Below are 26,727 nucleotides of genomic sequence, written 5' to 3'. Positions count from 1 at the left end.
CAGGGTTACTTTTGCAAAAGAAAATAAGTAGAATAAGGAGTTCTATATTCGTTTAAATTTGGCTTTACATCTTTTCAAAAATGTTTTTGGCCGCTCGTATGGCCCCTTCCATATAACCGCCATATTCGGTAGCACTTTCGGTACCTGAAAAGAACAATTTACCGTTCATGTAGTTTTCTTGCAGTAAGGGATGACCGTTGTTTTGGTGTGGTCGGTGAATGGTCTGGTCTTCGCTTATCACAAACTCGTCCGACCAAATCTTATCAAAATAATTCATGGGATGTAAGGCTTCCTCTCCCATAAGTTCCGATAATTGTTTCAATACAAACTCCTTTCTTACCTCTTTCGAATACGATGCCGCACCCCCGTTTAAAAAGCCCGTAAAACCATATTTGTTTTCTTCAAAGTTGGTATGGTCGTACATTTCGGTAACAATGCCGCAGTGACTGAACAACATGCCCGAATAGTCTTTCTTTCTCCAGAATGGTTCGGTATATTCCAATACAAATTTTATGGACCCTGCCATCCAGGTCTGAACGCTTGGTAACATGTCGGACACCGCCTCTGGCAACTTGGGCGAAAACCGAATTTGCGAGCCCGCCAATTGGGGAGGCAGGCACAGAACCACTTTGTCCGCATGTAACTTTTTCCCGTTCAAAGTCTCCACCAACACTTGGTCTTTAAGTTCGGTAATGGCGGTAACCTTGGTATTTAGATGTATGTTTTTTGGATTTAGTTTTTCTGCCAGGGTATCGATGAGGTTTTGTGTACCATCTTTTAATCGGTACGAGGGGGCTTCGGCTTCGGGTACAAAAAACTTTTGGGGCGGCTCAAACGATTTGGTCTGAAACAAGGAAATACCTTTTGAAAACTGCGGGTATTTTGTAAGTCCCAGTTCATCGATGAGAGAAAGCAAATTCCCGTGCATATCGGAAAACCACGTGGCGCCCAGCTCCAAAGGAGTTTCCAAGTTTCCTTTTAGGGTTTGTATGCGTCCGCCCAATCGCGACGATGCTTCAACAACTGTAGCTTCTTTATTGTTTTTGGTCAGTAAATAGGCCAAAGTCAATCCGCTCAATCCTCCACCTACGATTACGATCCGTTCTTTCATGTATTCATTTTTTAAGGCCTAAAAGCCACGGCAAAAATACGACAGCTTTATATTACATACCTTGTCTCGCTTTGCGGTATTTAAAAATACGGGTAGGTTTACTCCATAAGAAGGGCTAACGCAAGCGTTCTTCTTATTGGGTCATTTGAAAGACGATATCTTGATATACCTGGGCATTTCCCTTTTTTAGGTATTTTGTTTCCATAGCACCACCCATGGCAAAAACGGGAGCGAAGGTAAATACTTCATGCTTGCCCAGACCGCCCAGTTCGGCAATCGCCTTTTTAAACAATGATTCCCTTAACCATTCTTCCCTATTTTCATCGTTGGTAATAAAGTCGGTAAAGAACGACTCAAGGCTCCATACCAAGGTCTCTATTTTTCGGTATTGAATGTCTATCATACAAACATCTTCATCGGTTTCCGTCAGTTTTCTGTAATAGAACAATTCGCCAAAACCACTGATCGCAAACGGGACATAATTTTCTACTTCCTTCCCCAACCAGGTCCATAAAGAAGCTTCAAAATCTTTCGGGTTTACCAAGGTGATCAATCCGTCGTCATATTTTTCAAAACCTTTCGATTTCCATAGATCTATCAAATAAGGCGACACTTTGTTCTTGTATTCCTCAATGATGTCGTCGGGTACGGGAATGGTACTCGTTTTGGGTTCTCCCGTTTCGTTGTTCTTTTCAGTGTTTTTATGGAATAATTTTTTAAAAAAGTTCATTTTAAAAGTTGGTTTTAGGTTTATGGGACTTTAGTGCATACATCCCATATAGATTCGGCTGTTTACAATAAATGCCTTGTCGGCATATTTTTTTAAACGCGCCAATTTTTGGTCCGCCTCTTCCTTGTTATCGGTGATGGCCGTCACCAATGCCATGGTGTTTTCCCTTGTTTTCTGCCCTTCGGTGTAATAAGCCAAATACTCCAAGCTTAAAGTTTCTGAAGGATAGCGCCTTATAAAATATTGACCGGCATAAATTTCATCTTCATCGTTTTCGGGTAGGCAAATACGGTTTTTCTCTTGGTTAAAACCCCTTCCCATGGTATCGATCTTTATTTTTAGCTTTTTGTGCAGGTCGAACATTTTTTGCCTTAGTTCAAAATAGTTTTGCGAAGTGTCAGATACCACAACATAGGCGTTCATATTTTCCCCTTCGGAAATTGCTTGTGCACTGGAGTTTAAGGTCCCTAATAAAAAGAGCCATAAAATGTAGATCTTGTTCATATTAGAATAACGTATTTGATGGGTTCTTCTTATCCGTTGATTCGTATCGGGTAGTTTTAGACCATTAATTTAAACTTTCTTTTTTAATCGGGATGAGGGGCTCGATGTACTTAAGACTTGTTCACGATTTTTAATATAAGTAGCACCACCTGGGCGATTACGCACAGCGGAAGCAGGATCATATAGAGCCATAATATGGCCCCAGGGCCGTTCTCGTCCCACATGTTGCCCCCTTTTGGGGTATTAAAATAGGCATAGCAAATGGGGAGCAGATATATAATGGCATTTAAGACCAAAAGGCCGTTGAGAATCAGCTTTCTTTGGGTGTTGGAATCACTAATAAACAGCAAGGCAATACTTGAAATCGGCAGGATCAGAAATAGAAATAGTGCAATCATATTCTTCATCTTAATGCAAGCTTAGTTCTTCTACGATAAGAACGATTGTTTGGTCAAAATTGTTTTAAGACGGTTCGCTATAAGTTGATCTGGCAGTCGATTTTTATCGAATTTCCCTTGTCATCGTCGGTGACCAAGGCCACTTTGTATTTTTTGGGACCTATTTTATTGGCTATAGTTACGGACTCAACCTTTAAGGGCTCCCCGATATTCGGAATTCGGGTTGCCTCGTACGAATTTAGAACCGTATTGTTAGAGATGGGGATCGTACCGATAAAACTGCCCAATATCTCTCCGTCGTCATAGGAGTTGGACGAGTTTTCTACTGAAGCGGTAAAGATGATCAGCGAGGTGTCCTTTACGATGGTAGCCCCCGAAAAGCCCGATTCCATTCCATTGATCTTCGGTAGGGTAAATTCGGTTATTGTAGGTTTTGGAAATGGGATGGATCCCTCTAAATAGGCCAAAAAATCGTCGTAAATAAATTCGAAAATAAGGTTTTTGCCCCGGTTAAAAAGATAGATCTTATCATTTTGAAAGGCCACGGCCTCTATGTTGAGGTCTTCGTTTTCCATGGCTTTCAGAGCTCTTAGATTATCGTAGAAAGGGGAAATGTCATAGGTTTTAATGCGAAGGCTGTCTTCTAGGAAAATATGTAAAAAGACATCCCTTTGGGGAGATTTGGAGCCAGACCCAAAAGCGACCAACTCATTGGTGCCGATCATTTCCAAGGATTCAAAATCGGGCTTGTCCGTTTTTGGGATCCTACCCTTATTTACCTCTTGAGCGGCATGGATCTGCGTTTTGGAAACAACCTCGTTCTCGGTGTTGAGTTGAAATAGAAACGGCGAGTCGTCGCCTATGGCATAAAAGTCGTTTTCGACCGCAACAAGGCCCGAGCCACTGGGAAAGTCTTTTATGGTTTTACTGTTTAGAACCTCAATGGCCAAGGGGTGGTTTTTACAAGAAGCCATGATCAAGATCAAGGCCAATAGCAGAATGGTTCTTTTCATTTCTTATCTGAATTTCTCCTGCTAAAATACATATTGAAAGTAGGAAGACCTTGCCCATACCTGTAAAGCTTTGCTAAAATCTAAGAGGTGTACTGTTCTTAATGCCGAGGGTGGATATGATCGTATGGTGGGTGGGTTAATGCCCTTTCAGGTGGTTTAAAGGGATTTTTCCTCGTGTGTATTAGGCTGGTGTGATACTTAAAAAACATAACCGCTTAAAAAAGCGGTTATGAAGGTCATTGTTGTTTTCCATTATTTTGGGGTTGAACAAGGGGTTCCATTGTTCTACACCGTTTGCTGTTCGTATCTAATAAACCGGTGTTGCATAGGCCTCTACGGTTTTCAAATCTTCTTTATACTCCGCTACAAAGGCATCAATTTGGTCTTTGGTAATACCAGGAACACAAATAATATGGGCAATATTATCTTCTGACGCCAATTGATATTTTGAACATATTTTATCGCTAGGTTTTTCGAATACAATGGTCAAAGCTTGTGGGTTTCGCCATACGTCAATGCCAAGTTCTTTGATTTTTTTCTCGGCATAGTCGGCTATTTCCATTGATTCTTTTACTCTTTTCGCCAAACCGTCTTTGCCATGTTCTTGAATAAATTTCCATAAAAACAAAGGTGTTAACCCATTTCTTGATCCTGTAATCGTGGTATCTAATGTGCCAACATAGGAAACGGAATTTACAATGCGGTTTCTATGTTTCCTTTTTACCAAAACAACGCCACAGGGTAGGGGACTACCAATAAATTTATGGCCAGATATGGCAATGCTATCTACACCTTCTAAAAAATCAAATTTAGGTTTGGGATCCCTAAATGGAGCTATACAGCCCAAAAATGCGGCATCACAATGAATGTAATAATCTTTAATGGAATACTTTCGAATCGTTTGTTTGATCTTGTCTAAATCGTCAATGGCCTCTTTCATGGTACTACCTATGTTTAAAAAGAATATGGCAGGTCTGTGCCTGTTCATTGACAATAATATTTCTAGATCTTCGTAATCTATTTCTCCGTTGTTTTGACTGCGAACAACAATACTGTCAATATTTAAAAGGTGTAAATTCTTTTTAACGCTATAGTGCGAAGCTTCACTGTAATATACAATTGGATTTCGAAAACTTTCCCGCGCTAAATAAAGTCCGTAAAGATTGCCTTCGGTGCCACCATTGGTTACATAGCCCCACGCTTTTTCCATGTCCGTAGACAAAATATCGGCAAAAAATGCAACGACTTCTTTTTCAATGCTTTTTGTGTTGAATAAAAGTGTAGAAGGTGATTCTGGGTCGCCTATATTGTTGAGGCATACGTTTAAAAATGGTGCGAATTCTCTATAATCAAAATCTTTTGCCAAGGGGTAACCCAAAAAATTCTTTGAATTCTCATCTATCTTTTGATAAATCTCTTCTATCAATTTCATATTTTAATTATTATTTTCGACTATAAAATTATATTTAATTAGTCATTTAGTCTATTAGAATGATTAATTTGGTATATATATCTATATTGGTGAAATATGATAGTTGAAACAACTTTAGAAGTGATGTTCACCGACTATTAATGGTTAGAAAAACTATGCAAAAAATAGATAGAATTGATTTGGAGATACTTTCAGAGCTTCAAAGAGACTGTAAACAACCGATTAAAGTGCTTTCTGAAAAATTAAATCTTTCTATAACCCCTATTCGTGAAAGAATTAAAAAGTTGGAAGCCTCTGGAGCCATCGATAAATATGTTGCTGTTGTAAACCCAAGGGTTTTAGGAAAAGGACTCACTGTGTACTGTATGGTAACTTTGGTAAAGCACCAAGAAAAGTATTTTGAGGAATTTGAAGAATTTACCGCTACACTGCCCGAAGTGGTTGAGATTGTATATGTAAGTGGATCATATGATTATTTGTTGAAATTGGTATTGGACGATATGAAGGATTTTGAGAATTTTATTGTGAGAAAAATTTCTCGGTTAGATGTTATTTCAAACATCCAAAGTTCGTTTGTAATTCATCAAAAAGATAAGAAGCTTTCTTTTTTATAAATCGGGTGGAACGGTTGGGCTAAGTGTAGTGCGGAGGTAAGGAAATTTTTCGTTTCCTTCTGCGCACGAAGCTAAAGCTTATTGTTTCGCTCTAAAGTCCGCATTGCGTTTAGGTTTTGTTGTGCGTAGTATTTATTTGTTTTCGTTTTTATATTTTTCACTCAGATATAAGCTTTTTGTATAAATTGTTCCTTTTAAGCATGATAGTTCATGACCAATTTTTTCAAAATTTGATTTGCTTTTAACCTCGTCTTTCAACAGTTCTTCACAGAATGTTATACCATCTACAATATGGAATATGGACCAAAACATATTTTCACAAACTTCATTTATTTCCATTTCTTCCAACATCATTGACATAACTCCAAAATGGTCATATTTTGAATAAATATCGTAAAGTGAAATTACATGTTGATAATCAATTGTTTTTAAGTTGTGAGAGAAGTTATCAAGTCTTTTTTTTATTGTCTTTGGATTGATATCGTCCTGTTTTGTATATTTTAGAGATTTTATAGGTTTATTGTAATCGAGTGGTTTGGATTTATCAAATAGAAAATCAAAATTCAGATAAATTCTATCAACAAACCTGCAAAAACTCTTATGGTCGTATGCTGATGTTTTCTTGTCTGCTTCTGTTACAATTAGCATACGTCTAACTTGTTCGGAGAGCAGTTTCGTAAATTCTTCGTCATAACTTGATTTAAGACCTGCTTTTTTTTCCACTTGGTATGTCCTCAAGTAAATTGTGGTCAGATAGTCTAGCAAACTAGCTCTTAATATTATAGCTATCGAATTTCCTCTATAAATTGTTTCATTTCCGAAATCCTTTAGAAGAATATTTAATGAGTCAAAGCAATAAATATATCTTTTATAAAGGCTTTGATAAATATTAAACCTATCGCTATTTTCTCCAATTATTTTCATCCCTTCAGCCAAGATGACTTTCAGATGAACTCTAATTTGGATTAGTTTGTTTTCGTTTATCTCTGTAAGCATTATTTGTTTTGTGAAGTTGAGATATTGCGCAGAACGGTCTCATGTATGAGTAGTAGCGGATTTCTACTCACTAACTTTTCAGTTTTGCACTGACCTTTGATTTTCTTTTATGCTTTTCATTTTATCATTTAAACCGCATTACTTATACACATTGTTGTAAGCCGTATTTATTCTACGATTTCCGCCTCTTGAATTCCGTCATCCTTTGAATACCAATGCTCAAACTGTCTTAAAATATTTAAATCTGTTTGATTATTCTCAAAATCAAAAAATTGCACTTTCTCCTTTTCAACTTCTTCCGAATAATGAACCGATATTATTTTATGCAAATAATCTTTATCTAAAATATTGGTTAAATATTCATAATCTTCTTTAGTGAAATTTGATTTATACGGTTCAGGATGATTTGTACTAGTTACAGTCGGTGTCATTGCAACTAATAGTTGTTTTAATTGCTCAGCATCTTTATCAATAAAACCTTTTAGATAAGATTCTAATTCCTTTGGACTTTCTTCAAACCAAGTAGAAAAGATATAAGATAAATTGTCTGGGAACACCTCAAAAATTGATTTTTCTCCACACTCTTCTAACAATCGTGTTCTTAAAATTTTTGCTAATTCAATATATTGTTCGTTTGTAAATAGTTTCTCTTCAGGTGTTTTACCAGAACGCATCCAATTATTTAATGCATATGCAAAATCATACGGTATGTCTTTACCCATTAGTATTTTTGAAAGTTCAAAAACCTCCTCTTCGTTTTTATACTTTTTAAGAAGATTGTAAATAAAAATAGCCGCCTGTGTTTGCGCACCATTCATACCAAATGCAAAGAATGATTTACTTTTAGGAAATAAATCTCCCATTAAAGAAATTGACAATGATAAGTTCATAGTAGATTTCCAACTCAAATCTTCTTCGTAAGTTCTGATTTTGAAAAGGAACGTATCAACAGAGCTTTGTTCAATAATTTCTTTGATTTTTTTGGCAGTATCAACTAATTCTGCGTTTTCAACTGAATTTATAAATTCATCAAATGCAACATCTGATAATTCCCCATCAATTACTGCATAAGAAAAGTATCTATTAAAGTAACTAGTTGAAACTACTCTTTTTTCTTTAAGCCATTCTTTATGTCCCTCGTGTTGAAAAGTATTATGAAAAGCTTCATTAAGTCTTGGAAATAGTGATTTTAATAGATTTAAAATAGCACCTTTTTCCGCTTTTGATAAATCAGAACCGAGATTATCTAAATGTTCTGAAAGTTCATCCTTTTTGCCTTTTACATCTTGACCGCCATACGAATGTGATGAATACGATGAAGTAAAATAATTTGAATTATTTTTTATAAATTCATAATGCTTTGGATAAAATATTTTAATTGCTTCCATAAGCATTAAATCAACGTGGTTTACTTCTCCTTTGAGAAGTGGAATAGCAAAGGATAAAGAATTCCCATATCTAACTGCCATTCTTGGTGTAGAAAGTCTTAAAAGAACATTGTGAGAGAAAGCAGAAACGAAGCGTTGTACTTCTTCTTTATTAAGTTCTAGTTCACTTTCATTTATTGCTTTATCAACAAGTTCAAAACAATATTTTTTAAGGGCAGCTATTTGTGCTTGAGGAATTTGTAAAGGAACTTGAATGATTTTTTCTAAAAAATTCTGACCAGATTTCTCATTACCAGCACCAAATCTGTCGCCAATGGCTGATGCTACCATTTGTTCATCAAATGATAATATATAAGTTGTATTGGTAAAATCAGCAGTTAATTTTACAAGTCTGAAAAGCGAGTAAATCTCTTGTTTGTCTAATCTATCTATATCATCAACGAAAATGACAAGTTTACTTTTACCTTCTTTAAGAAATTCATCTATTCTATTTTTGAGTTCTTCTAAATCGACATTAGAAAGAGTCTTTCCTACATCCGTTAAATCTTTACCTATAATCGAACCAAAACTGCCATATCTTTCTATAAAACTGCCAAATTTTTCTTTCTTACTATCTAGTTCTTTGCCTAAAACTTCAGCGATTTTTTTGAGAAAATTTTTGATTAAAGTTTCTTCATCATTGTATCTCCATGGATTTAAAGAAACTTGCAATATGGTATCATCTTGATTTAATTCGTTTTGAATAAAATTCAGGACAGATGTTTTTCCTTCTCCCCAAGCTCCATAAATTCCGATTACTATTCCTTCGTCAGCGTCTCTTTGTTTGATAGTATCAGCAATTCTTTTGGAAAATCCATATCTCTGGAATCTGTCCTCTTCAGAATTTTCTACTGGTTTGTCCGATGAAAAATTTTTACTCATTATGGGTTTCGTATATGGCTTACAACAACTTTATATATGTACAATTACATAGATACCTCTTTATTTGGGTATAAAGCAATAGCTAGCGCTAGCCAAACCCATACGAATATAAAAATTCTTACAATTTTGTTCTTACAGAAAAGCGTAATCCTTTTACAATGAGGTGGTTTGTGTTTATTTGGTTTTCATCATTTTTAAAATGCTAATTAGTATAGCTATACCTGAAATCACAGTTAGTAAACTAACCATCAATTCCATGAAATTCAGTACATAATAATTCTCATGAAAACTTATCGTAATACTTTTTCCTCCAAAAATGTGTGTCACAAGTAAAACTGAAAACAATAGTATCTTTTGTTTTAAATTCATATCTAAAAATTTTGACTATTAAAAAAGGCATTGAAATAAGTGTAATTATCCATTACAATATCATCAAAGTTCACATCTTTTAATTTCTTTAGCCAAACCCACACGAATATAAAAATTCTTACAATTTTGTTCTTATAGAAAAGCGTAATCCTTTTAAAATGAGGTGGTTTTGTATTCGGTAGAAAATAGGTTGTAGGGGGTGTTGTTTTAATGATTCTGTAAGGTCTCAAATACTATTTTCCAAGAATCATCCGATTGTCTTTTCCAATTAATAATATAGGTGCCGGTGTTTTTAATGGTATCCAAACTTTCTTTATTAATGAAAATTTCATTAAAAGTGTTATAAGATATGGCCATGTCTTCCGAAGGTATAATTGTGGGCCTTCCGCGATGAATGAGCTGTACATCGTATTTTTTGTAGATCTGTTCCCATTGTGTTATTAAAGAGTCTTTGGTCAAATTTTGAATGGGCGAATCTGGGTAAATAGCTACGTAGTTGTCCGCATAAAAATCTATCCAATCGTACTCGAACCTTTCATAGACGGCGTAAAGGCTGTCTACCTGCTCGGTTATTAGGGCCGTTATCTCAGCGTCGGATGTTTTGGTAACGGGCAAGGGCTTTTCATTATTTTGGCATGCGATGATTACAAATGGAAGTAGGATCAATAGTGCGGATCGTAATTTTAGGTTTTTCATACTGGTTTGTTTTAATGGTCTGTAACAGAACGTGGTTGTTGTTGTTAAGTTACTGATAATTAGTGATATGAAGAAATAAATACAAAGGGGAACCAACAGGCGGTTTTTGGCAAGAAGCCATCATCAATATTCAGGTTGAGAGTACCAGGGGCAATTTCATTTTTAATGTAGGGTTTTAACACCTTTAAAAATGCATATTGAAAATTGGAAGACCTCGCAAAGACCCATTAACCTTAGATTAAAGTTATGGTGAACATATAAGACCGGTGGGGCTATCGATAAAATGGTCTATTCTTAAATAAAAAAGAAAGTGGTTTAAGTATACGGCCCAAACCACTATTTCTTTTATACGCTTTAGCTATTGGTATTAGACAAAGCTAATTCCGTACTTAGCGCAAATCCCCGTTACTTTTTCAAAATCTGGCGGTCCTTCCGGAAGTGCTGCCAATTCTTCGAACATGCTTTCTATGCCTGCCGGAAAAGCGGATGTGATCATTTTTGCCTTTTCCGTTCCGACCACCTTCCATGAATGTGGTTTCCCTTTTGGGGCAAAAGCTATGTCCCCTTTATTTAGAACGGTCGTTTCTCCGTCTACCATTATTTCGACCTGTCCTTCTATTACCCTGAATATCTCATCTTCCTTGGTATGAATATGAGGTGGAATTCCTATTCCTGGATCAACATTGGAGACCCATTCCATAATTTGGTTGCCCGTATCACTACCGACGAGTTTGTGGGTCTGTATATCACCGATTACGTTGAATACACTTCCTTGGTCATCTGTGACAATTTTAGGTATGGCTTCATTTGATGCGAACACTTCGTTATCATTTGTTTGACATCGCGTCATTAAAGGAAACATGGTGAAACCTACAACCAGTCCCGAAGTTTTAATAAATTCTTTTCTGTCCATGATTATGTTTTTACGACAATTTATATGTAATCTATTGACGTAACAATGTGAAAATCACGGTAAATACATGGATTTTGCGAGCAGTTAACTTTTTCTGAGGGCCGAGGGGGTAATTCCCGCGTGGGTCTTAAAGAAATAACTAAAATAATCAGGGGAAGAAAAACCTAGTTCAAAGCTGATTTCCTTAATGGTCTTGTCCGAAAATTTTAATGCGTGCCTAGACCTCATTAGCAATTGTTCTTTTATGATACTTTTTGAACTTACGCCCAGCACCTCTTTTACACATTCATTTAAGTATTTTGGGGAAAGGTTAAGAAGTTCCGCATAATCGGCTACCTCATGTTGTTTGTCTATATGCTTGTCTACCAGTTTTTTGAATTTATAGACCACATTCGTTTTCGAATTGTTGTTAGATACTACCGATTTAATGTTGCATTGTCCGTCGCAGTACACGAAAAATGTGTTCAATAGCGATAATATGGCATCATCTTTATGGTTAAGATGCGTGCCTAAAAGCTCATCTATCATTTCTAAGATGGCCTGTGTTCTTTTTTCAATACCCGGGCTCAGTTTAAACAAGGGAATCTCACCTGAATTAAAAAGCCTTATTCTATTGATGTGAAGTTTGCTTAAAATAGGATTGTTCAGAACCTCATTGGACAAGTACAGTACATAACCAGAAGAAGTGGAAGCATCTTTTTTGAAAATCTTCCATTGATATTGGGGGTCGAGAAAAAAAATGGAATTCGATACATTTTTATAGAGAACACGATCTATTTCAATTCCTTCTACCTCATTCTTGATCCAACAAACGGCATATGCGTCACCGGGTTGCTTTAAAGTAGTTTCTTTGTTTATTTGCGTAATGTTAATAGAATCGGATCTCATACGGTATTAATGCCAGTGCAAGGTGCTGTGCCTTAACGTGTTCGGTGCTTCAATACTGCCTAAGTTACATAAAAAGAATATACAGGGGCACCGATCGGGCGGCCTTTTACTGTATATATGCGCATTTATTTCTTTTATACTGTCTAAAAGTAATTTACGGCATAGGCCGTACGGGTTTTGTATGTATTGTAATAAAAAAGGCACTGTATTGCCACAGCGCCCTTTACTAAAAAATAGTAGAACCTAACCAACTTAAGATTATACCCCGAATTTATAGCCAAAAGTGACCAATAGGGCTGTATTTTTTAGCACATTGTTTTCATTACCGGAGAAATCTAAAAATCCGCCTTCATAAGAAAGTCCCAATTGAATTTGATCGTTGAAAAGCACCCCGAAGCCCACGTTGAGGCCAAAATCGAACCCTTTAACGTCTTCGCCTATGGTGTAGGTTACATCACCTTGTTTGGCACCTATGGGGGTGGCAAGGTAAAACCCCGAAGCGGCATAGAAAGACCCGGAGCGGCCCAATTCAAAAATGTTATATCGGGCACTGAGGGGTATTTGTACATAGATCAAGCTTAGATTATCGCCCGTAGTGGATGCCCCTTTTTTTGCAAACGACAATCCGGAGCCCAGATATAGATCGTCGGTAATGTCGAACTCAATGGTACCGCCGAGCTTGGCGCCCAAAGTTCTGCCGTAAAGGTCGTTTACATAAGTATCGGGCGAAACGGCACTGCTCAAACCTACCCCGGCCTCGATACCGAAAATTTGGGCATTAGAAGAAAAACTGATGAATGCCACTGTTGCAACAACTAGTACTTTTAACGATTTTTTCATAATTCTGTTTTTAATGATTGCGGATGTTCGTGTTCTCGAAAATCCCTGTTTTTATATATGGCAAGGTATTGGAACACTGTACGTTATGAAATACCGTGTTATTTGTATTTTTTTCTACCTGATTTCCTTTAGGAATGTATTTCGCGAGATCAAAAAAAAGCCCCACCGTCATAAGGAGGGGCTACAAACAATAAACCAACTTAAAACCATGTTTATTCCCCTCGATAATCGGAAGGGCCAAAAACACCATTTTCTGCAATAACGAGTGGGGCTATGTGAGAACCGTATCTAAACAGGGGGTTTAGCCATAGGGTCTTGCCGGTATTGGCATCTATGGCCATTAACCCTATATTGTTGTTCGGATCCGAGCTATGGAAAAAATCGTGGCCATAGGTAAACAAAATACCGTTTGCGTATACGGGGCTGTGCGCTACGCTCGTATTATTGTTGTGCCATAACCGTTCGCCATTTTTCAGGTTTACGGCAAAAGGTCTGGCACTGAAGACATCAGAATTGCTAGAACCATTGTCATAATTGCTGTAGACGACATTTTCTACTATCAACGGGCTCCATAGGGTATTTACCCCAGTAGCTACCTGCCAGATATTCTTTTTGGTACGTAGGTCTATACAATAGAGCACCGACCGCTTCTCTTGATCGGCCGGTACGGCATTTACGACCAGTTTGTTGTCGGAAACAGCGGGAGTTCCTACTTTTTTTGCCTTGAACTGCCAGGTAATTTCAAAAGTTTCCATATCTACGATATAGAGGTTCTGGGCAGGTAAATAAAGGGTGTTTTCTACCAATAAAGGGGTTCCGGATACTTGGTTCGGTAATTCCCATTTTTTTAATAACCGGCCTGTTTCCTTATCTAAAATATGAAGGTAGGCCGGCAAGTCGCTTATAAAACCTTTGTCGGAAAAAACATAAACCTTGTTGTTACGGACTATAAGTGCACTGTTATCGTTTAAGATATCATCTAGCTCCCCATTTGGCTCTGTGCTATAGTGCCATTTTAAACGACCGGTTGTTTCCTCTACGGCTACGACCACGCCCGATCCCCCAGATGCATAACATACACCATTGGCACATACCGGTTGGGTGGCCCCGATGGTCCCAAAGTTGTATTGAAGCATATATTGTTCCCATAAAAGGCTTTTGTGGTGTATGCTCAAGGCGTTTATAGCGTTGTTGTCCGAGGTTACATAGATCGTACCGTTCTTATAATCGGGCATTACCTGAAGGTCGGTAAGGTCGGGAAAGTTGTAGATAGATGTTTCTTTTCCCGTTTGGGCATTTACCGTATACACGGTCTCATCTTGTGCGGCTATTAAAAAACAATTTAGATCTGCTTTGCCAGATACCAATGTCCGCCCCATTTTGGGGTTGCTTACTTCTCCTTTTTTATTGTATTGGGTACGATTACCGCCATTACAACCGATCGGTAAAATAGTTGCGGCGGACCAAAGAAGAATGTATAAAAACCTTGTTTTCATTTGCTGCACCTAATTAGATGTCTGCCATCTGTATACGGTAGTACTATGCACCGTACAGGAGGCATTTTTAAAACTTGAAAAAGAAACGGAGTTTGTAAAAACCTTGGTTTTGCGTACCCCGTTTCTGGCCAGTGTAGCTGTATAGCTATTTTTATGATCCGTCATTTAATATGACTTCTCAATTCTTTATAAAACTCCAAGCGGTCTTTGGAAAGCCGTTGGTCTTCTGCTCCCCAAACAATTCTGTTCTTGAGGTTTTCGTTTACTTCTTCCAAGAAATAATAGTTGTTACCTGGATGGTTAAAGTCTATATCGGATAGCGATAGTTCTTTAATGCCATGAAAAAAGGCTTCGGCCTGTTTTGTGGAGAGCGGTTGCAGCTCTACGGTCGTATTGGTAATAGAATTGGTATGGAACAACTGTCCGTTCTCTAGAAGAATGTAGGTGTCCACAACTCCCGTAATACCATTGCCATTGCCAAATACCAATTGTTTGTCCGGTAATTCCTTAGAAGAGTATTGTTGCGATCTGCATCCCAATAACAAATAAAAAAGTAAACTGAAAAATAGTAGTGTCCATTTCATTGGTTATTATAAATTAGATCTGTAAAAGTCCTAAATGCAACATACCGTTACCATGTACTATTTTAGGTCTTTCATGACTATTGTAATCAATAGCGTTTGGTATGTTGCAAGTTATTTTTAAAAGCATGACTATGAAATACCGTGATCATGGTATTTTTTTCTACTGGTTTTCCGGTATATTGGTGGGGTGTATTTATAGTGCGGTATAGTTATGGTATATTGGCTAATGATAAATTTAATAGATTAAATGCGTGTAATTGTACTTGTTTTTATTCTTTTTCTGCCAATTTTTGGGCAATCGCAAACGGGGCGCGAAACACGTATAGATAGTCTTGAAAATGCCCTGAAAATGGCGGAACACGATACCACACGTGTTCTTGTTATGAGCGAGCTGGCCAGAAGCTATGGCGGTGTGGATTCGGTAAAATGTTTTGAAAATGGTTTTAAGGCGATCGCATTAAGTAAAAAGATAAATTACTTGAAGGGTTTGGCCGATGCGAATATTAACGTAGCGGGTGGTTATCTGGATTATTTTGATGTTGAAAACGCCAAAAAGTATTTTGAGATAGGAAACAGTTTGGCCGATAAGCTCATTGTTAAAGACTCTTCGAAGGCGAATATGAAAATATGGCTGCGGGGTTATTATAACTTGGGGGTGGCATACGGTTATGAAGGCAATGTGGCCAAAGAAATTGAATTGGCGGCAAAGACAATACCCATTGCCCAACAAATGGGCGATAAGATGTTCGTGGCCAACGGCAACACCAATCTGGCCATAAAATATAGTAATATGTCGTTGACGGACAAGGCATACGAGATGTTCAAGATCAGCCAAAAACAGTTTCAGGAAATAGGTTCGCCCGAAGATATGTTATACCATAGCCTCGCTTTTTCTTCGTGTTTGGCGAGTATGGATTCTTTAGATCAAATGAAATCTGTGCTTGATATTGCAAAAATAAACCTAGACAAGATTCCCAACTCGTTCTATCGGGGGCCTTATTATACAGAGTTAGGACTCTATTACGGAAGGGTAGGGGAATATGACAAGGCCTTAAAGGCACTTGATAGGGCGTATGATTTTTACAAGGATAAAAAGACACATTACTACTTAAAATTGCTCTATCAACGGTATGCCAAAACCTATGAAAAAATGGGCGACTATAAAAAGGCGAAAGAGTACACTTTAAAATATGTCAACTTTTCAGATGACCAACATTCCTTTACAGATAAGATCAATGCCTATTTTATGCTGGCGCGATATGAGGCCAAGCTGGATAATTATGAGGATGCCTATAATTATTTGCAGGGTTATGTAACTGCCATAGACAGTGTTCGCGTAACGGAATTGGGCAACGACATGCAAAAATTGGAGGTACGTTATAAGACGGCAACCAAAGAGAAAGAGATTTTAACGCTTAAAAACGAAAAGACCGAAACGGCCCTTGCCCTAGAAAAAAAGAAGTCGCAGACCTATATGCTCGGGGCCATAACCAGTATTCTTGCATTGCTATTGTTCATAGGGTTTTATGCGTACAACCAAAAACTTAGAAGGGCCCGTAAAAAGGAAGAGCAGCGCGAAGCCGAGGTATTACTTTTAAAACAAGAGCAACAGAACAAGATATTTTCTGCCATGATAGAGGGTCAGGAAAAAGAGCGAAAAAGGCTGGCGATAGATCTGCACGACGGTTTGGGCGGAAGATTGTCCGGTATTAGTCTAAACCTCTCTAAACTAAATAAGGACGAGCCGAAAGAATACCCGAAAGCACAATTACAAAAAGTGATGAAGGATCTTGATGATTCTTTGGCAGAGCTACGCTCCATAGCTCGTAATATGATGCCGGAAACCTTGGTGAAATTTGGGTTGCAGGCAGCTCTTAAGGATTATTGTAGTAGCATGACCGGTAGTGGTACCAAAGTAACCTTACAGTTCTATGGAACGGAAGAAGGTATTAGCCTAAACCAACAAGTTACCATGTACCGCGTTATTCAGGAGTTGATCAACAACGCCGTTAAACACGCCAAAGCTTCTGAAGTATTGGTGCAATATATGAGAGATGGCAATAAGGTAGATATCACCGTAGAGGATAACGGTGTGGGCTTTAAAAAAGAAGATATTAAGGACAAGGAAGGTGGTATGGGGTTATTAAACCTTAAGACAAGGGTAGCCTATTTAAAAGGCGATCTAGAATTTCAGTCAGAAGAAAATGAAGGAACCACAGTGAATGTTCAAATTAAACTAGATGCAGCATAAACCGATACAGATATTAATAGTCGATGACCATCCTATGGTGATCGAAGGCCTAAAAACCTTGCTGGGCGATGATGACCGTGTGGCCGTCAAGTGCCATTTTATGAACGGTACCGATACACTTTCGTTTTTAGAAAAGGACACGGTCGATGTTATTTTGTTAGATGTAAACCTACCCGATATCAACGGGGTAGAAATGGTGCCCAAAATATTGAATATTAGGGCCAACATCGGCATTATAGGACTTAGTACCTATAGCGAACCCAGTATCATCAACCAGATGATAAAAAACGGGGTAAAGGGATATTTGCTAAAAAATGCCACGGCCGATGAGTTGGTAAATGCCATTTCGCATGTGCACCAAGGTAATTTCTATTTTGGGAGCGAGGTTCAAAAAATATTGGTCGATTCGGTAGCGCAAGAGGGCAACGAGCTGCCAAAGCTTACCCGAAGGGAAAAACATGTACTTACCTTAATTGCCGACGGAAAAACCACCAACAACATAGCCGAAGAACTGTTTATTAGTCCACTTACCGTAGAGACCCACAGGCGAAACCTGATGCAGAAATTGGAAGTTTCCAATGCGGCATCACTTATCAAAGTAGCTGTAGAAAAGAAATTAATATAGTGGCCGTTAGTTTTAAAAATGCCTTTGCCGATATAGGTTTTTTCTATCCCTAGGGGGGCTAAAAATACATGCTGTAATGATGTTTTAATACGGGGGAAGTAAGGTCACATACCTTCCCCCTGGGTATGATATTGGTCATTTTAAGCAACATAGTATTACGTTACATTTGATACGCTCGGTATGGCGCCATATAGGGAGTAGCTACAATAGCTAGGTGCTGTGATGCTATGTGGCGTATATTTTTATTGAAAACAGACCGTCTCTATAAGTAGAATAAATTCTATAAAACAAGACCTGAATGTATAGTAAAGTAATTTTTCCTTTATCATTATTGTTTTTTCTGCTCTTGTCCTGTAATCAAAAGGATGCATCCGTAACCCCTGAGATTAGGGATATAACCGAAAGCGTTTATGCATCGGGCTTTGTAAAGAGCAAGAACCAATATGAGGTGTTCGGCAAATACAATGGGGTTATAGAAAAGATTTTGGTAGAAGAGGGGGCACATGTGAAAAAAGGACAGGCCCTTTTTCAATTAGACAATGAGAACACTAAAATAATGACCGAAAATGCCAGGCTTTCTTCCATAGCATCCGATTTTAAGGTAAATGCCGATAAATTGGAAGAATTGGAAAACAATATTGTACTGGCAAGGCAAAAGCTTGCCAACGACTCATCGATGTATGTTCGTCAAAAAAGGTTATGGGCCAATAAAATTGGTAGTCAGGTAGATCTTGAACAAAGAGAATTAAATTATCAAAATTCGAAACTTGCCTTAAAAAATGCCAAGATCAGGTACGATGATTTAAAGCGCCAGCTGAAACTAACATCTAGCCAAAGCAAAAACAATCTACAGATAGCCAAATTACAAGAAGATGATTATGTGATACGGAGCGAAATGGATGGGGTGGTATATAAAATAGATAAAGAAGTAGGGGAGCTGGTAAATGGCCAACAGCCTATTGCGGTCATAGGTTCCGATGAATTTATTGTTGAGTTGACCGTTGATGAGTTGGATGTGGTAAAAATAAAGCAAGGACAGCAGGTTATAATTAGAATGGACAGTTACGGATCAGAGGTGTTCGAAGGTCATATTACCGCTATTGATCCCATGATGGATGAAAGAACACGTTCGTTCAATGCAGAGGCCATTTTTGATAAAAAGCCGACGGTACTATATCCCAATCTTACGGCAGAGGCCAATATCGTAGTGCAAACAAAAGAAGATGTATTGACCATACCAAGAAATTATTTGGTAAACGATAGTACCGTATTGTTAGAAAATGGGGATGTAAGAAAGGTAGAAACAGGCTTAATGGACTATAGCCTGGTGGAGATAAAAAATGGTATTGACGAGAATACCAGAATAGTGTTACCAGAGCAGTGAAAACAAGGCATATAACAGAAATTGCAGGGGCACTTTTGCTCGCTCGGTGGAAACAGACGTTGGTGGCCGCCGTGGGAGTAACCTTTAGTATTGCCCTTTTTATAACCTTGTTGGGCTTTATGGAGGGGTTGAATCAATTGTTGGACGGTCTGGTGTTGAACCGTACGCCCCATATTCGTTTGTATAATGATATTAGGCCTTCTGACCATCAACCCATTGATCTATCTGACAAATACAAAGAATATTACAACTTTGTAGGCTCTATAAAACCGACAAATTCGCGTGAAGAGATTCATAATGCACAACGGATCATCGAAAATTTAAGAAAAGATCCATTGGTATTGGGGGTAGCACCAAAGATAACGGCACAGGTTTTTTACAATCTGGGCAATGTAGATGTTAACGGTATTATCAACGGTGTGGATGTAGAACAAGAGACCAAGCTGTTTTTCTTTAGTGATTATGTAACAGAAGGTAATTATTATGACCTTAAGAACGTGGCCAATAGTATTGTTCTTGGAATAGGTGCGGCCAAGACCATGATGGCGAAGGTAGGAGACGTTATTACCGTAACCACTACCGAAGGAGAACAGTTTACACTAAAGGTGGTCGGGTTTTTTCAGTCGGGCATTTCAGAATTCGATAAGACCCAAAGCTATGCCAGTGTAGCCACCACACAGAAATTATTGGGGGAAAGCAGCAACTATATTACAGATATTCAGGTAAAACTAAAAAATATGGACCTAGCACCCTCTTTAGCGCCACAGTACAAACAGGTATATGGGGTGGATGCCGAAGATATACAAACGGCCAATGCCCAGTTTGAGACCGGTAGCAGCGTGCGTTCCATTATCTCCTATGCCGTAGGGCTTACATTGCTGATCGTATCCGGTTTTGGGATCTATAATATTCTGAACATGTTGATTTATGAAAAAATGGATACCATCGCCATTCTAAAGGCTACGGGGTTTGCAGGTTCTGACGTTAAGAAAATATTCACCGCCATATCATTAAGTATCGGTGTTTTCGGTGCATTGGCAGGGGCGGTTTTCGGATTCATCTTTTCAAAGATCATAGATGCCATTCCGTTTAATACAGATTCGTTGCCTACGGTAGAGACCTATCCCATAGATTATGGTGCACGGTATTATATAATTGCAGTGTTGTTTGCCTTGGTCACTACCTATTTGGCAGGATGGTTTCCTGCAAGAAAAGCCAGTAAAATAGATCCTGTAGAGATCATTAGAGGAAAATAATGGAGAACAATATAGTTTTAGAGGCACGTGCCATATATAAATCGTTCAACGACCCCGTTAAAATAGATGTGCTAAAAGATATTTCGTTTAATATAAAAAGGGGAGAATTTGTGTCGGTCATAGGAAAATCCGGATGCGGAAAATCTACCCTGCTTTATATTCTCTCCACAATGGATACCGACTATCAGGGAGAGCTTCTTATAGATAACATAAGTATGCACGGAAAATCTGAAAAGGAACTTGCCGCCATCAGAAATGAAAAAATAGGTTTTGTATTTCAGTTTCATTATCTGCTAAATGAATTTACGGTATTAAAGAACGTGATGCTGCCCGGTTTTAAGCTCAACAAATACAATGAGGCCGAGTTAGAAAGCAGGGCGCTCTCTTTATTGAAAGATTTGGGCATAGAGCATTTGGCTCATAAAATGGCCCATAGAATATCTGGTGGTGAAAAACAACGGGTCTCCATTGCCCGGGCCATGATAAACGATCCCCTGATAATTATGTGCGACGAGCCAACGGGTAATTTGGACAATACGAATACAGATATGGTTTTCGATATCTTCAAAGAACTAACCGAGGTGTACCATAAAACATTGTTGGTGGTGACCCATGATATGACTTTCGCCCAAAATACAAAGCGTACCATTGAAATGGAGGATGGCAGAATATTACGATAAGGTTTTGGTCTAAAAAATGGTTCGTTTTTTAAATGGTTTCTTACGGTAGATAATGGTTAAAAGGCTAGTTTTTTTAACAAAATGGGTTCATTTAGGCTGTTGGTTTGGCAATTATCAGCGTTTTTTTTGATTAAATATAAATCGATGCCTACCAATAATATCAATACGGCAATTGTATTCTTCACCTTCTTCGATTGTACGAATAAGTACTATTTTTAAATTTAGTTCTTACCCATAAAGAGGGGCTTTTAAAGGATGTGACAGAGAATATGGCACATGGGTAGAACAATTTATTTTCAATAAACAGTATTAAAATATATGTCGCATAAAAATGCTGAAGAACAGCGTTTGGCCGTTCGGGATACCTATAGAAATTGGAAAAGATGGGGAGCTTATCTTGCCGAAAGGCAGTGGGGTACCGTTCGTGAAGATTATAGTCAAGACGGAAATGCATGGGGGTTTGTAGACCATGATAAGGCGCGGAGCAATGCCTATAGGTGGGGAGAGGAAGGTATTGGTGGTTTTTGTGATTCTAGGGAAATTCTTTGTCTGGCCCCTGCCTTTTGGAACGGCAAAGACCCCATTCTAAAAGAGCGTTTGTTCGGACTAACCAATAATGAGGGAAATCACGGGGAAGATGTTAAAGAACTATATTTTCACCAAGTGTCCACACCCACACATTCCTATGCAAAGTATTTGTACAAGTATCCCCAGAAAAAATTTCCTTATGCAGATCTGGTCAGAAAAAATAGGGCCCGTGGCAGAAATGAACCGGAATATGAGATACTGGATACCAAGGCTTTTAAGAACAATGCTTATTTTGATTGTTTTATAGAGTATGCAAAGGCAGATGTTGATGATGTGCTAATGAAGGTTACCGTTGCGAACAGAGGGTCGAAAACCGCTACGATCCATGTTCTTCCACATTTGTGGTTCCGTAATTTCTGGAAACACAACAAACGGTTTGATCGCCCCAATATAAAAAGTGTTTCAGATGACTGTGTACAGTCTAGAAGTGTAAGAAACGGCAGGTATTATCTATATCACCAAAAGGGAGAGCAACTATTTTGTGAAAATGAGACGAATAATAAACGAATCTATAATGTACCCAATGAAGTACCATTTGTAAAAGATGGTATCAATAACCATGTGGTAAATGGCGAGGCTACGGTAAACCCGGATAAGAACGGTTCAAAATTTGCCGTTTGGTACAAGTTACGTGTTAAGCCCGGGGAAGAGAAATCGGTAAAAATTCGACTCAGTAAGAAAAAGTTAAACGAGCCATGGGAAGAATTCGATGCGATTTTTGAAAACAGGATCAAGGAATGCGAAGAATTTTATGAAGATATTTTGTCTAAAAAGAAATTGTCGGAGGCCCATAAAGAAGTGGCTAAAAAGGCTTTTTCAGGGTTATTATGGACAAAGCAATTTTACTACTACGATGTGTTTAAATGGCTTTTTGGAGGACCGGGAGAACCAAAACCTTATCGTACGGATGCCAGAAACTATAGTTGGCAACATTTGACAAACCGACATGTGATCTCTATGCCCGATAAATGGGAATACCCTTGGTATGCTGCATGGGACCTTGCTTTTCATATGGTCTCTTTTGTAGAAATAGACCCTTATTTTGCCAAAGAACAATTGTTATTGGTGCTTGAAGAGAGCTATATGCATCCCAATGGGCAAATACCGGCCTATGAGTGGAATTTTAGCGATGTAAATCCTCCTGTTCATTCTTGGGCGGTTTGGAATGTTTATGAGAAGGATAAACAGCGTACGGGAGTTGGTGATACCTCGTTTTTAGAAAAATCTTTCCACAAATTATTGATCAATTTTACGTGGTGGGTAAATCAGAAAGACAAAAGCGGAACAGATCTGTTCGAAGGCGGTTTTTTAGGGCTGGACAATATTGGGGTCTTTGATCGTAACCATATGCCGCCGGGCATAAACAGGATGCAACAGGCGGATGCCACCAGTTGGATGGCCATGTTTACGCTAAACATGTTACGAATGTCTTTAGAATTGGCGGATACCAACAAAGTATATGAAGAGAATGTGGCCAAGTTTTTTAGACATTTTTTGAATATAGCTTGGGCCATGCACCACATTGGCAAAAAAGATATATCGCTTTGGGACGACGATGATAATTTTTATTACGACGTGGTCGAAATGTCCAGCGGAATTACAAATCGTTTAAAGGTGAGGTCTTTGGTAGGCATTATTCCTTTGTTCGCCGTTGAGATTCTTCATAAAGATCTGTTCGAGGAATTGAAGGACTTTAGGCAACGGGCGGCCGATATTGTTAGAACAAGACCTGATCTTGCTTCTTTGATATCCAATATAGAGGAAACGAACGAAGAGGGCAATTACCTTTTTTCCATTATGCGCGGATTTAGGTTAGAGCGTTTGTTGAGGCGTATGTTGGATGAAGATGAATTTCTTTCCGATTATGGAATACGTTCATTGTCCAAATACCACGAAGAGCATCCGTTTGTATTTAAACATCACGGGCATCATCAAATACAATATGAATCTGGTGAAAGCCGGTCTAGCATGTTCGGGGGCAACTCTAATTGGCGTGGACCTATTTGGATCCCTTTAAATTATATGATCATTCAATCGTTACGAAAATATTATACTTTTTACGGGGATACCTATACCTATGAGTTTCCCACGGGATCTGGTAATAAATTAAACCTCAAGGAAATTGCCAATGAGTTAAGCAAAAGATTGATAAAACTTTTTGAAAGAAATAAAGATGGAAGGTTTCAGTACCATGCTGATACCGAGGACACACTTTTTGCTACTGACAGGCATTTTAAGGACCAACATCTTTTTTACGAATTTTTTGACGGAGACCATGGCAAAGGCCTAGGTGCATCGCACCAAACAGGCTGGACGGCCCTTATTGCCAATATAATCATGGAAATGGACTAAGAAGAGAGGATGGTCAATTCTATTTTCGGCCTAGGAGACTTCTTCTATAAGGTTGGCTACCAAAGCGGTCCATCCCGTCTGATGTGATGCTCCCAATCCACGCCCGTTTTCACCATGAAAATACTCATAGAATAAAATCAGGTCCTTAAAATGGGGATTTTGATAATACTTCTCGTACAACCTGTTTATGGGCCTGTTTCCATGTTCGTCCAGGTCAAACAATTTTATAAGACGCTTACTGAGCTCTTTGCTCACTTGCATTAAATTCAACTGGTTGTCGGTACCGGTGGGGTATTCTACGGTCATGTTGCCATTGCTATATTCATAATACTCTTGTAGCGCCTTTATAAAAAGATAGTTCATGGGCATCCACACGGGGCCTCGCCAATTAGAGTTGCCACCGAACAACGAAACGGTAGATTCGGCCGGTTCGTAATTAATGGAATAATCTACACCGTCTATTTTAATTTGATAGGGTGTTTCATGTATTTTTGACAAAGAGCGAATTCCATACGGACTTAAAAATTCTTTCTCGTCCAAAAGACTTTTTAACAAGGGTCGCATGCGGTCTTTGGGTACCAGTGAAAGTAGTAGGTCTTCACCATCGGAGTATTCTTGTATCACTACATATTTTAAATTCTCCATTCTGTATTTCTTGAACCAAAGTACGCTGGCCTTAAATTTTGGAAATTTGTTAAGGGTGCTACTCTTTAGGTTTAGAACAGCGGCAATGGATAACATGCCCACAATAGATCTAACTTTAATGGTGGTAGATCTACCGTCTTCCATGACCAACCGGTCGTAGAAGAAGCCTTCTGCATTGTCCCATGTGTTTACCTTGTCAGAATCCATTTTGTTGAGGGCCTCGGCAATAAAGACAAAATGGCCAAAATATTTGGTCGCCATGTCTTCATACGAGCCATCCTCACTGGCAATTTCCAAGCTCATTTCTAGCATGTTCAAACAATAGAGGGCCATCCAGGCGGTACCATCTACCTGCTCTAAAGTACCGCCACCGGGTACACCATGGCTACGGTCAAAGACCCCAATGTTGTCCAAGCCCAAGAATCCACCCTGAAAAACATTGTTTTGATGGCGGTCCAAACGGTTTACCCACCAAGTAAAGTTCAAGGACAGTTTGTTGAACATACGTTTTAAAAACGTAATATCTCCCTTGCCATTTTTTTTACGGTCCGTCTTAAATATTTGTAGGGCGGCCCATGCCTGTACCGGAGGGTTTACATCGCTAAAATTCCACTCATAGGCCGGTATTTGTCCGTTGGGGGCCATGTACCATTCTTTGGTGAACAATAACAATTGGTCTTTGGCGAAATCGGGGTCTATCAATGCAAAAGAAGCGCAATGAAAGGCGGAGTCCCATGCAGCGTACCAAGGGTATTCCCATTTATCGGGCATTAATAGAACATCATGGTTGCGAAGGGTTTTCCAGCTACTATTTCTGCCCGTTAAGCGTTCTTTGGGTGGTACCGATGTTTTAGAATCTCCTTTCAGCCATCTTTCCACCTCATAATTGTAATACTGTTTGCTCCAAAGAAGACCGGCAAAGGCCTGGGTTAAAATTTTACGTTGTTCAGGGGTGGCTTTTGGGGCAATATGGTTATAAAAAAGAGCGCATTCTTGCTGGCGGTCTAGTAGTGTTTTATCAAATTCAGCTCCAAAAGCATTTGTTAGATCCAGTTCCGATAAGCGCAATTTTATAGAAATAGATTCACCGCCCTTTAGTTTTCTTTTGTAGAGTGGGGCAAATTTGGTGCCTTGGTCGTTTTGTGTAGCCAAGGTATAATCGCCGGAGATGACCGCTTTATGAAATAGGTCTTTCTTAAAGGGGTGTTTGTTTTTTTGGTTATAGACCGTTTCCCTATTGGTTTCGTTTTCGGTAAATAATAGATGGTCGGCATCTTGAAAATATAAATTGTAGTAACCCGTATAAGGATGGTCTATTTGTACATACGGGCCATTGTCCTTTATTTTTTTCTTGATAACGGGTTTTTTGGACATGTCTTTAAATGTCCAATGATTTCTCATGGTCAGGGTAGGCAACAAGTGAATGTCCGCCGCAGTTTTGTTTCTGTTGGTTATGGTAACCTGAATCAATAGGTCGTTATCATCGGCTTTGGCGTATTCGGTAAATACATCAAAATAGGCATCATTGTCAAAAACACCTGTATCCAATATTTCGTATTCAAGATCGTGTCTATTGCGTTTGCCATTTTCGTCTACCAACTCATTGTACGGAAATTTGTTTTGTGGGTATTTGTACAAGTGTTTCATGTACGAATGGGTAGGCGTATTCTCTAGGTAATAATACAATTCCTTTACATCCTCCCCATGGTTTCCCTGAGGGCCCGTTAACCCAAAAAGGCGCTCTTTTAGAATAGGGTCTTTGCCGTTCCAAAGCGCAATGTTAAAACATACGTTACAGTACCGGTCAGAGATACCTGCTATACCATCTTCTCCCCATCTATAGGCCCTACTTCTGGCATGGTCGTGCGGAAAATAGTTCCATGCGTCACCATGTGCACTATAGTCTTCACGTACGGTGCCCCATTGGCGTTCGCTGAGGTATGGCCCCCATTTTAGCCAATCTTTTTCTTCATTATGGTGTTGGGCCAAACGTTCTTTTTCAATATTTTTCATAGGGGTTTCAGATTTGAAAACGAAAAGAAGAGACTTTTCC

The 26,727-nt window shown here is 38.6% G+C and carries 22 protein-coding genes and 1 pseudogene; 7 read left to right on the top strand and 16 right to left on the bottom strand.

Going from position 1 to position 26,727, the window contains the following annotated elements:
• Positions 1-64 precede the first annotated feature (64 nt).
• The 7 genes and pseudogenes from AB657_RS08740 to AB657_RS08715 all read right to left on the bottom strand — a co-directional run bounded on the left by AB657_RS08740 (position 65) and on the right by AB657_RS08715 (position 5,188).
• Positions 65-853 (bottom strand): flavin monoamine oxidase family protein, encoded by a 789-nt coding sequence (locus tag AB657_RS08740; protein ID WP_394332529.1) that lies wholly within the window; start codon positions 851-853, stop codon positions 65-67.
• Between the two features lie 21 nt (positions 854-874).
• Positions 875-1,114 (bottom strand): annotated as a pseudogene (locus AB657_RS18275) (FAD-dependent oxidoreductase); the annotation flags it as partial.
• Between the two features lie 130 nt (positions 1,115-1,244).
• Complete coding sequence (locus AB657_RS08735; protein ID WP_047246144.1) at positions 1,245-1,841, bottom strand: T6SS immunity protein Tdi1 domain-containing protein; 597 nt, start codon at positions 1,839-1,841, stop codon at positions 1,245-1,247.
• Between the two features lie 30 nt (positions 1,842-1,871).
• Positions 1,872-2,345: a hypothetical protein gene (locus AB657_RS08730; RefSeq protein ID WP_047246143.1), complete on the bottom strand. Its 474-nt coding sequence runs from the start codon at positions 2,343-2,345 to the stop codon at positions 1,872-1,874.
• 110 nt (positions 2,346-2,455) lie between these two features.
• Positions 2,456-2,743 carry a hypothetical protein gene (locus AB657_RS08725; RefSeq protein ID WP_157491634.1) on the bottom strand — a complete coding sequence of 96 codons (288 nt, stop codon included), beginning with the start codon at positions 2,741-2,743 and terminating at the stop codon, positions 2,456-2,458.
• A gap of 77 nt (positions 2,744-2,820) precedes the next feature.
• The gene (locus AB657_RS08720) at positions 2,821-3,756 is read right to left on the bottom strand and encodes a DUF6929 family protein (protein WP_052958661.1); all 936 of its coding nucleotides are present in this window, start codon (positions 3,754-3,756) and stop codon (positions 2,821-2,823) included.
• Between the two features lie 307 nt (positions 3,757-4,063).
• Positions 4,064-5,188 carry a histidine decarboxylase gene (locus AB657_RS08715; protein WP_047246141.1) on the bottom strand — a complete coding sequence of 375 codons (1,125 nt, stop codon included), beginning with the start codon at positions 5,186-5,188 and terminating at the stop codon, positions 4,064-4,066.
• A gap of 155 nt (positions 5,189-5,343) precedes the next feature.
• Here AB657_RS08715 and AB657_RS08710 point away from each other — a divergent pair, with 155 nt between their 5' ends.
• Positions 5,344-5,802, top strand: coding sequence for an Lrp/AsnC family transcriptional regulator (locus tag AB657_RS08710; RefSeq protein WP_047247890.1), 459 nt, complete (start codon positions 5,344-5,346; stop codon positions 5,800-5,802).
• Positions 5,803-5,934: 132 nt separating this feature from the next.
• Here AB657_RS08710 and AB657_RS08705 read toward each other — a convergent pair whose 3' ends face one another.
• The 8 genes from AB657_RS08705 to AB657_RS08660 form a co-directional block, all read right to left on the bottom strand.
• On the bottom strand, positions 5,935-6,798 hold the full coding sequence (locus AB657_RS08705; protein ID WP_047246140.1) for a hypothetical protein: 864 nt from the start codon (positions 6,796-6,798) through the stop codon (positions 5,935-5,937).
• A 167-nt stretch (positions 6,799-6,965) separates the two neighbouring features.
• Positions 6,966-9,107, bottom strand: a complete 2,142-nt coding sequence (locus AB657_RS08700) for a KAP family P-loop NTPase fold protein (RefSeq protein WP_047246139.1) — start codon at positions 9,105-9,107, stop codon at positions 6,966-6,968.
• A gap of 576 nt (positions 9,108-9,683) precedes the next feature.
• Positions 9,684-10,172, bottom strand: a complete 489-nt coding sequence (locus tag AB657_RS08685) for a YybH family protein (protein ID WP_047246136.1) — start codon at positions 10,170-10,172, stop codon at positions 9,684-9,686.
• Positions 10,173-10,539: 367 nt separating this feature from the next.
• The gene (locus AB657_RS08680) at positions 10,540-11,085 is read right to left on the bottom strand and encodes a cupin domain-containing protein (protein WP_047246135.1); all 546 of its coding nucleotides are present in this window, start codon (positions 11,083-11,085) and stop codon (positions 10,540-10,542) included.
• Between the two features lie 84 nt (positions 11,086-11,169).
• Positions 11,170-11,973 carry a helix-turn-helix domain-containing protein gene (locus AB657_RS08675; RefSeq protein ID WP_047246134.1) on the bottom strand — a complete coding sequence of 268 codons (804 nt, stop codon included), beginning with the start codon at positions 11,971-11,973 and terminating at the stop codon, positions 11,170-11,172.
• A gap of 258 nt (positions 11,974-12,231) precedes the next feature.
• The gene (locus AB657_RS08670) at positions 12,232-12,813 is read right to left on the bottom strand and encodes an outer membrane beta-barrel protein (protein WP_047246133.1); all 582 of its coding nucleotides are present in this window, start codon (positions 12,811-12,813) and stop codon (positions 12,232-12,234) included.
• A 212-nt stretch (positions 12,814-13,025) separates the two neighbouring features.
• On the bottom strand, positions 13,026-14,309 hold the full coding sequence (locus AB657_RS08665) for a PQQ-like beta-propeller repeat protein (RefSeq protein ID WP_047246132.1): 1,284 nt from the start codon (positions 14,307-14,309) through the stop codon (positions 13,026-13,028).
• A 161-nt stretch (positions 14,310-14,470) separates the two neighbouring features.
• Entirely contained in the window at positions 14,471-14,893 is a 423-nt protein-coding gene (locus AB657_RS08660; RefSeq protein WP_047246131.1) for a hypothetical protein, read from the bottom strand.
• 247 nt (positions 14,894-15,140) lie between these two features.
• Between AB657_RS08660 and AB657_RS08655 the strand changes: the two genes are divergently transcribed.
• The 6 genes from AB657_RS08655 to AB657_RS08630 all read left to right on the top strand — a co-directional run bounded on the left by AB657_RS08655 (position 15,141) and on the right by AB657_RS08630 (position 24,029).
• Entirely contained in the window at positions 15,141-17,144 is a 2,004-nt protein-coding gene (locus tag AB657_RS08655) for a tetratricopeptide repeat-containing sensor histidine kinase (protein WP_047246130.1), read from the top strand.
• Complete coding sequence (locus AB657_RS08650; RefSeq protein WP_047246129.1) at positions 17,134-17,769, top strand: response regulator; 636 nt, start codon at positions 17,134-17,136, stop codon at positions 17,767-17,769. Before AB657_RS08655 ends, AB657_RS08650 begins: the two co-directional genes overlap by 11 nt.
• Before the next feature lie 298 nt (positions 17,770-18,067).
• Positions 18,068-19,153, top strand: coding sequence for an efflux RND transporter periplasmic adaptor subunit (locus AB657_RS08645; protein WP_047246128.1), 1,086 nt, complete (start codon positions 18,068-18,070; stop codon positions 19,151-19,153).
• Positions 19,150-20,409 carry an ABC transporter permease gene (locus tag AB657_RS08640; RefSeq protein WP_047246127.1) on the top strand — a complete coding sequence of 420 codons (1,260 nt, stop codon included), beginning with the start codon at positions 19,150-19,152 and terminating at the stop codon, positions 20,407-20,409. The genes AB657_RS08645 and AB657_RS08640 overlap by 4 nt, the downstream gene beginning before the upstream one ends.
• Positions 20,409-21,089: an ABC transporter ATP-binding protein gene (locus tag AB657_RS08635; RefSeq protein WP_047246126.1), complete on the top strand. Its 681-nt coding sequence runs from the start codon at positions 20,409-20,411 to the stop codon at positions 21,087-21,089. The genes AB657_RS08640 and AB657_RS08635 overlap by 1 nt, the downstream gene beginning before the upstream one ends.
• 318 nt (positions 21,090-21,407) lie before the next feature.
• A complete protein-coding gene (locus AB657_RS08630) occupies positions 21,408-24,029 on the top strand; it encodes an MGH1-like glycoside hydrolase domain-containing protein (RefSeq protein ID WP_047246125.1) in 2,622 nt (873 codons plus the stop codon).
• Between the two features lie 30 nt (positions 24,030-24,059).
• Here the strand turns inward: AB657_RS08630 and AB657_RS08625 are convergent, their stop codons facing one another.
• Positions 24,060-26,687, bottom strand: coding sequence for an MGH1-like glycoside hydrolase domain-containing protein (locus AB657_RS08625; RefSeq protein ID WP_047246124.1), 2,628 nt, complete (start codon positions 26,685-26,687; stop codon positions 24,060-24,062).
• Between the last annotated feature and the right edge of the window lie 40 nt (positions 26,688-26,727).

The organism is Maribacter thermophilus, assembly GCF_001020565.1.
Classification (GTDB): domain Bacteria; phylum Bacteroidota; class Bacteroidia; order Flavobacteriales; family Flavobacteriaceae; genus Maribacter; species Maribacter thermophilus.
This window is presented reverse-complemented; position numbering and strand designations above follow the sequence as displayed.

Coding starts and splice junctions, on each gene's coding strand:
- AB657_RS08685 (WP_047246136.1), bottom strand. CDS start 10,172: ATGAAAAACCTAAAATTACGATCCGCACTATTGATCCTACTTCCATTT.
- AB657_RS08660 (WP_047246131.1), bottom strand. CDS start 14,893: ATGAAATGGACACTACTATTTTTCAGTTTACTTTTTTATTTGTTATTG.
- AB657_RS08705 (WP_047246140.1), bottom strand. CDS start 6,798: ATGCTTACAGAGATAAACGAAAACAAACTAATCCAAATTAGAGTTCAT.
- AB657_RS08715 (WP_047246141.1), bottom strand. CDS start 5,188: ATGAAATTGATAGAAGAGATTTATCAAAAGATAGATGAGAATTCAAAG.
- AB657_RS08710 (WP_047247890.1), top strand. CDS start 5,344: ATGCAAAAAATAGATAGAATTGATTTGGAGATACTTTCAGAGCTTCAA.
- AB657_RS08645 (WP_047246128.1), top strand. CDS start 18,068: ATGTATAGTAAAGTAATTTTTCCTTTATCATTATTGTTTTTTCTGCTC.
- AB657_RS08635 (WP_047246126.1), top strand. CDS start 20,409: ATGGAGAACAATATAGTTTTAGAGGCACGTGCCATATATAAATCGTTC.
- AB657_RS08630 (WP_047246125.1), top strand. CDS start 21,408: ATGTCGCATAAAAATGCTGAAGAACAGCGTTTGGCCGTTCGGGATACC.
- AB657_RS08675 (WP_047246134.1), bottom strand. CDS start 11,973: ATGAGATCCGATTCTATTAACATTACGCAAATAAACAAAGAAACTACT.
- AB657_RS08625 (WP_047246124.1), bottom strand. CDS start 26,687: ATGAAAAATATTGAAAAAGAACGTTTGGCCCAACACCATAATGAAGAA.
- AB657_RS08720 (WP_052958661.1), bottom strand. CDS start 3,756: ATGAAAAGAACCATTCTGCTATTGGCCTTGATCTTGATCATGGCTTCT.
- AB657_RS08735 (WP_047246144.1), bottom strand. CDS start 1,841: ATGAACTTTTTTAAAAAATTATTCCATAAAAACACTGAAAAGAACAAC.
- AB657_RS08650 (WP_047246129.1), top strand. CDS start 17,134: ATGCAGCATAAACCGATACAGATATTAATAGTCGATGACCATCCTATG.
- AB657_RS08730 (WP_047246143.1), bottom strand. CDS start 2,345: ATGAACAAGATCTACATTTTATGGCTCTTTTTATTAGGGACCTTAAAC.
- AB657_RS08700 (WP_047246139.1), bottom strand. CDS start 9,107: ATGAGTAAAAATTTTTCATCGGACAAACCAGTAGAAAATTCTGAAGAG.
- AB657_RS08665 (WP_047246132.1), bottom strand. CDS start 14,309: ATGAAAACAAGGTTTTTATACATTCTTCTTTGGTCCGCCGCAACTATT.
- AB657_RS08655 (WP_047246130.1), top strand. CDS start 15,141: ATGCGTGTAATTGTACTTGTTTTTATTCTTTTTCTGCCAATTTTTGGG.
- AB657_RS08725 (WP_157491634.1), bottom strand. CDS start 2,743: ATGATTGCACTATTTCTATTTCTGATCCTGCCGATTTCAAGTATTGCC.
- AB657_RS08670 (WP_047246133.1), bottom strand. CDS start 12,813: ATGAAAAAATCGTTAAAAGTACTAGTTGTTGCAACAGTGGCATTCATC.
- AB657_RS08680 (WP_047246135.1), bottom strand. CDS start 11,085: ATGGACAGAAAAGAATTTATTAAAACTTCGGGACTGGTTGTAGGTTTC.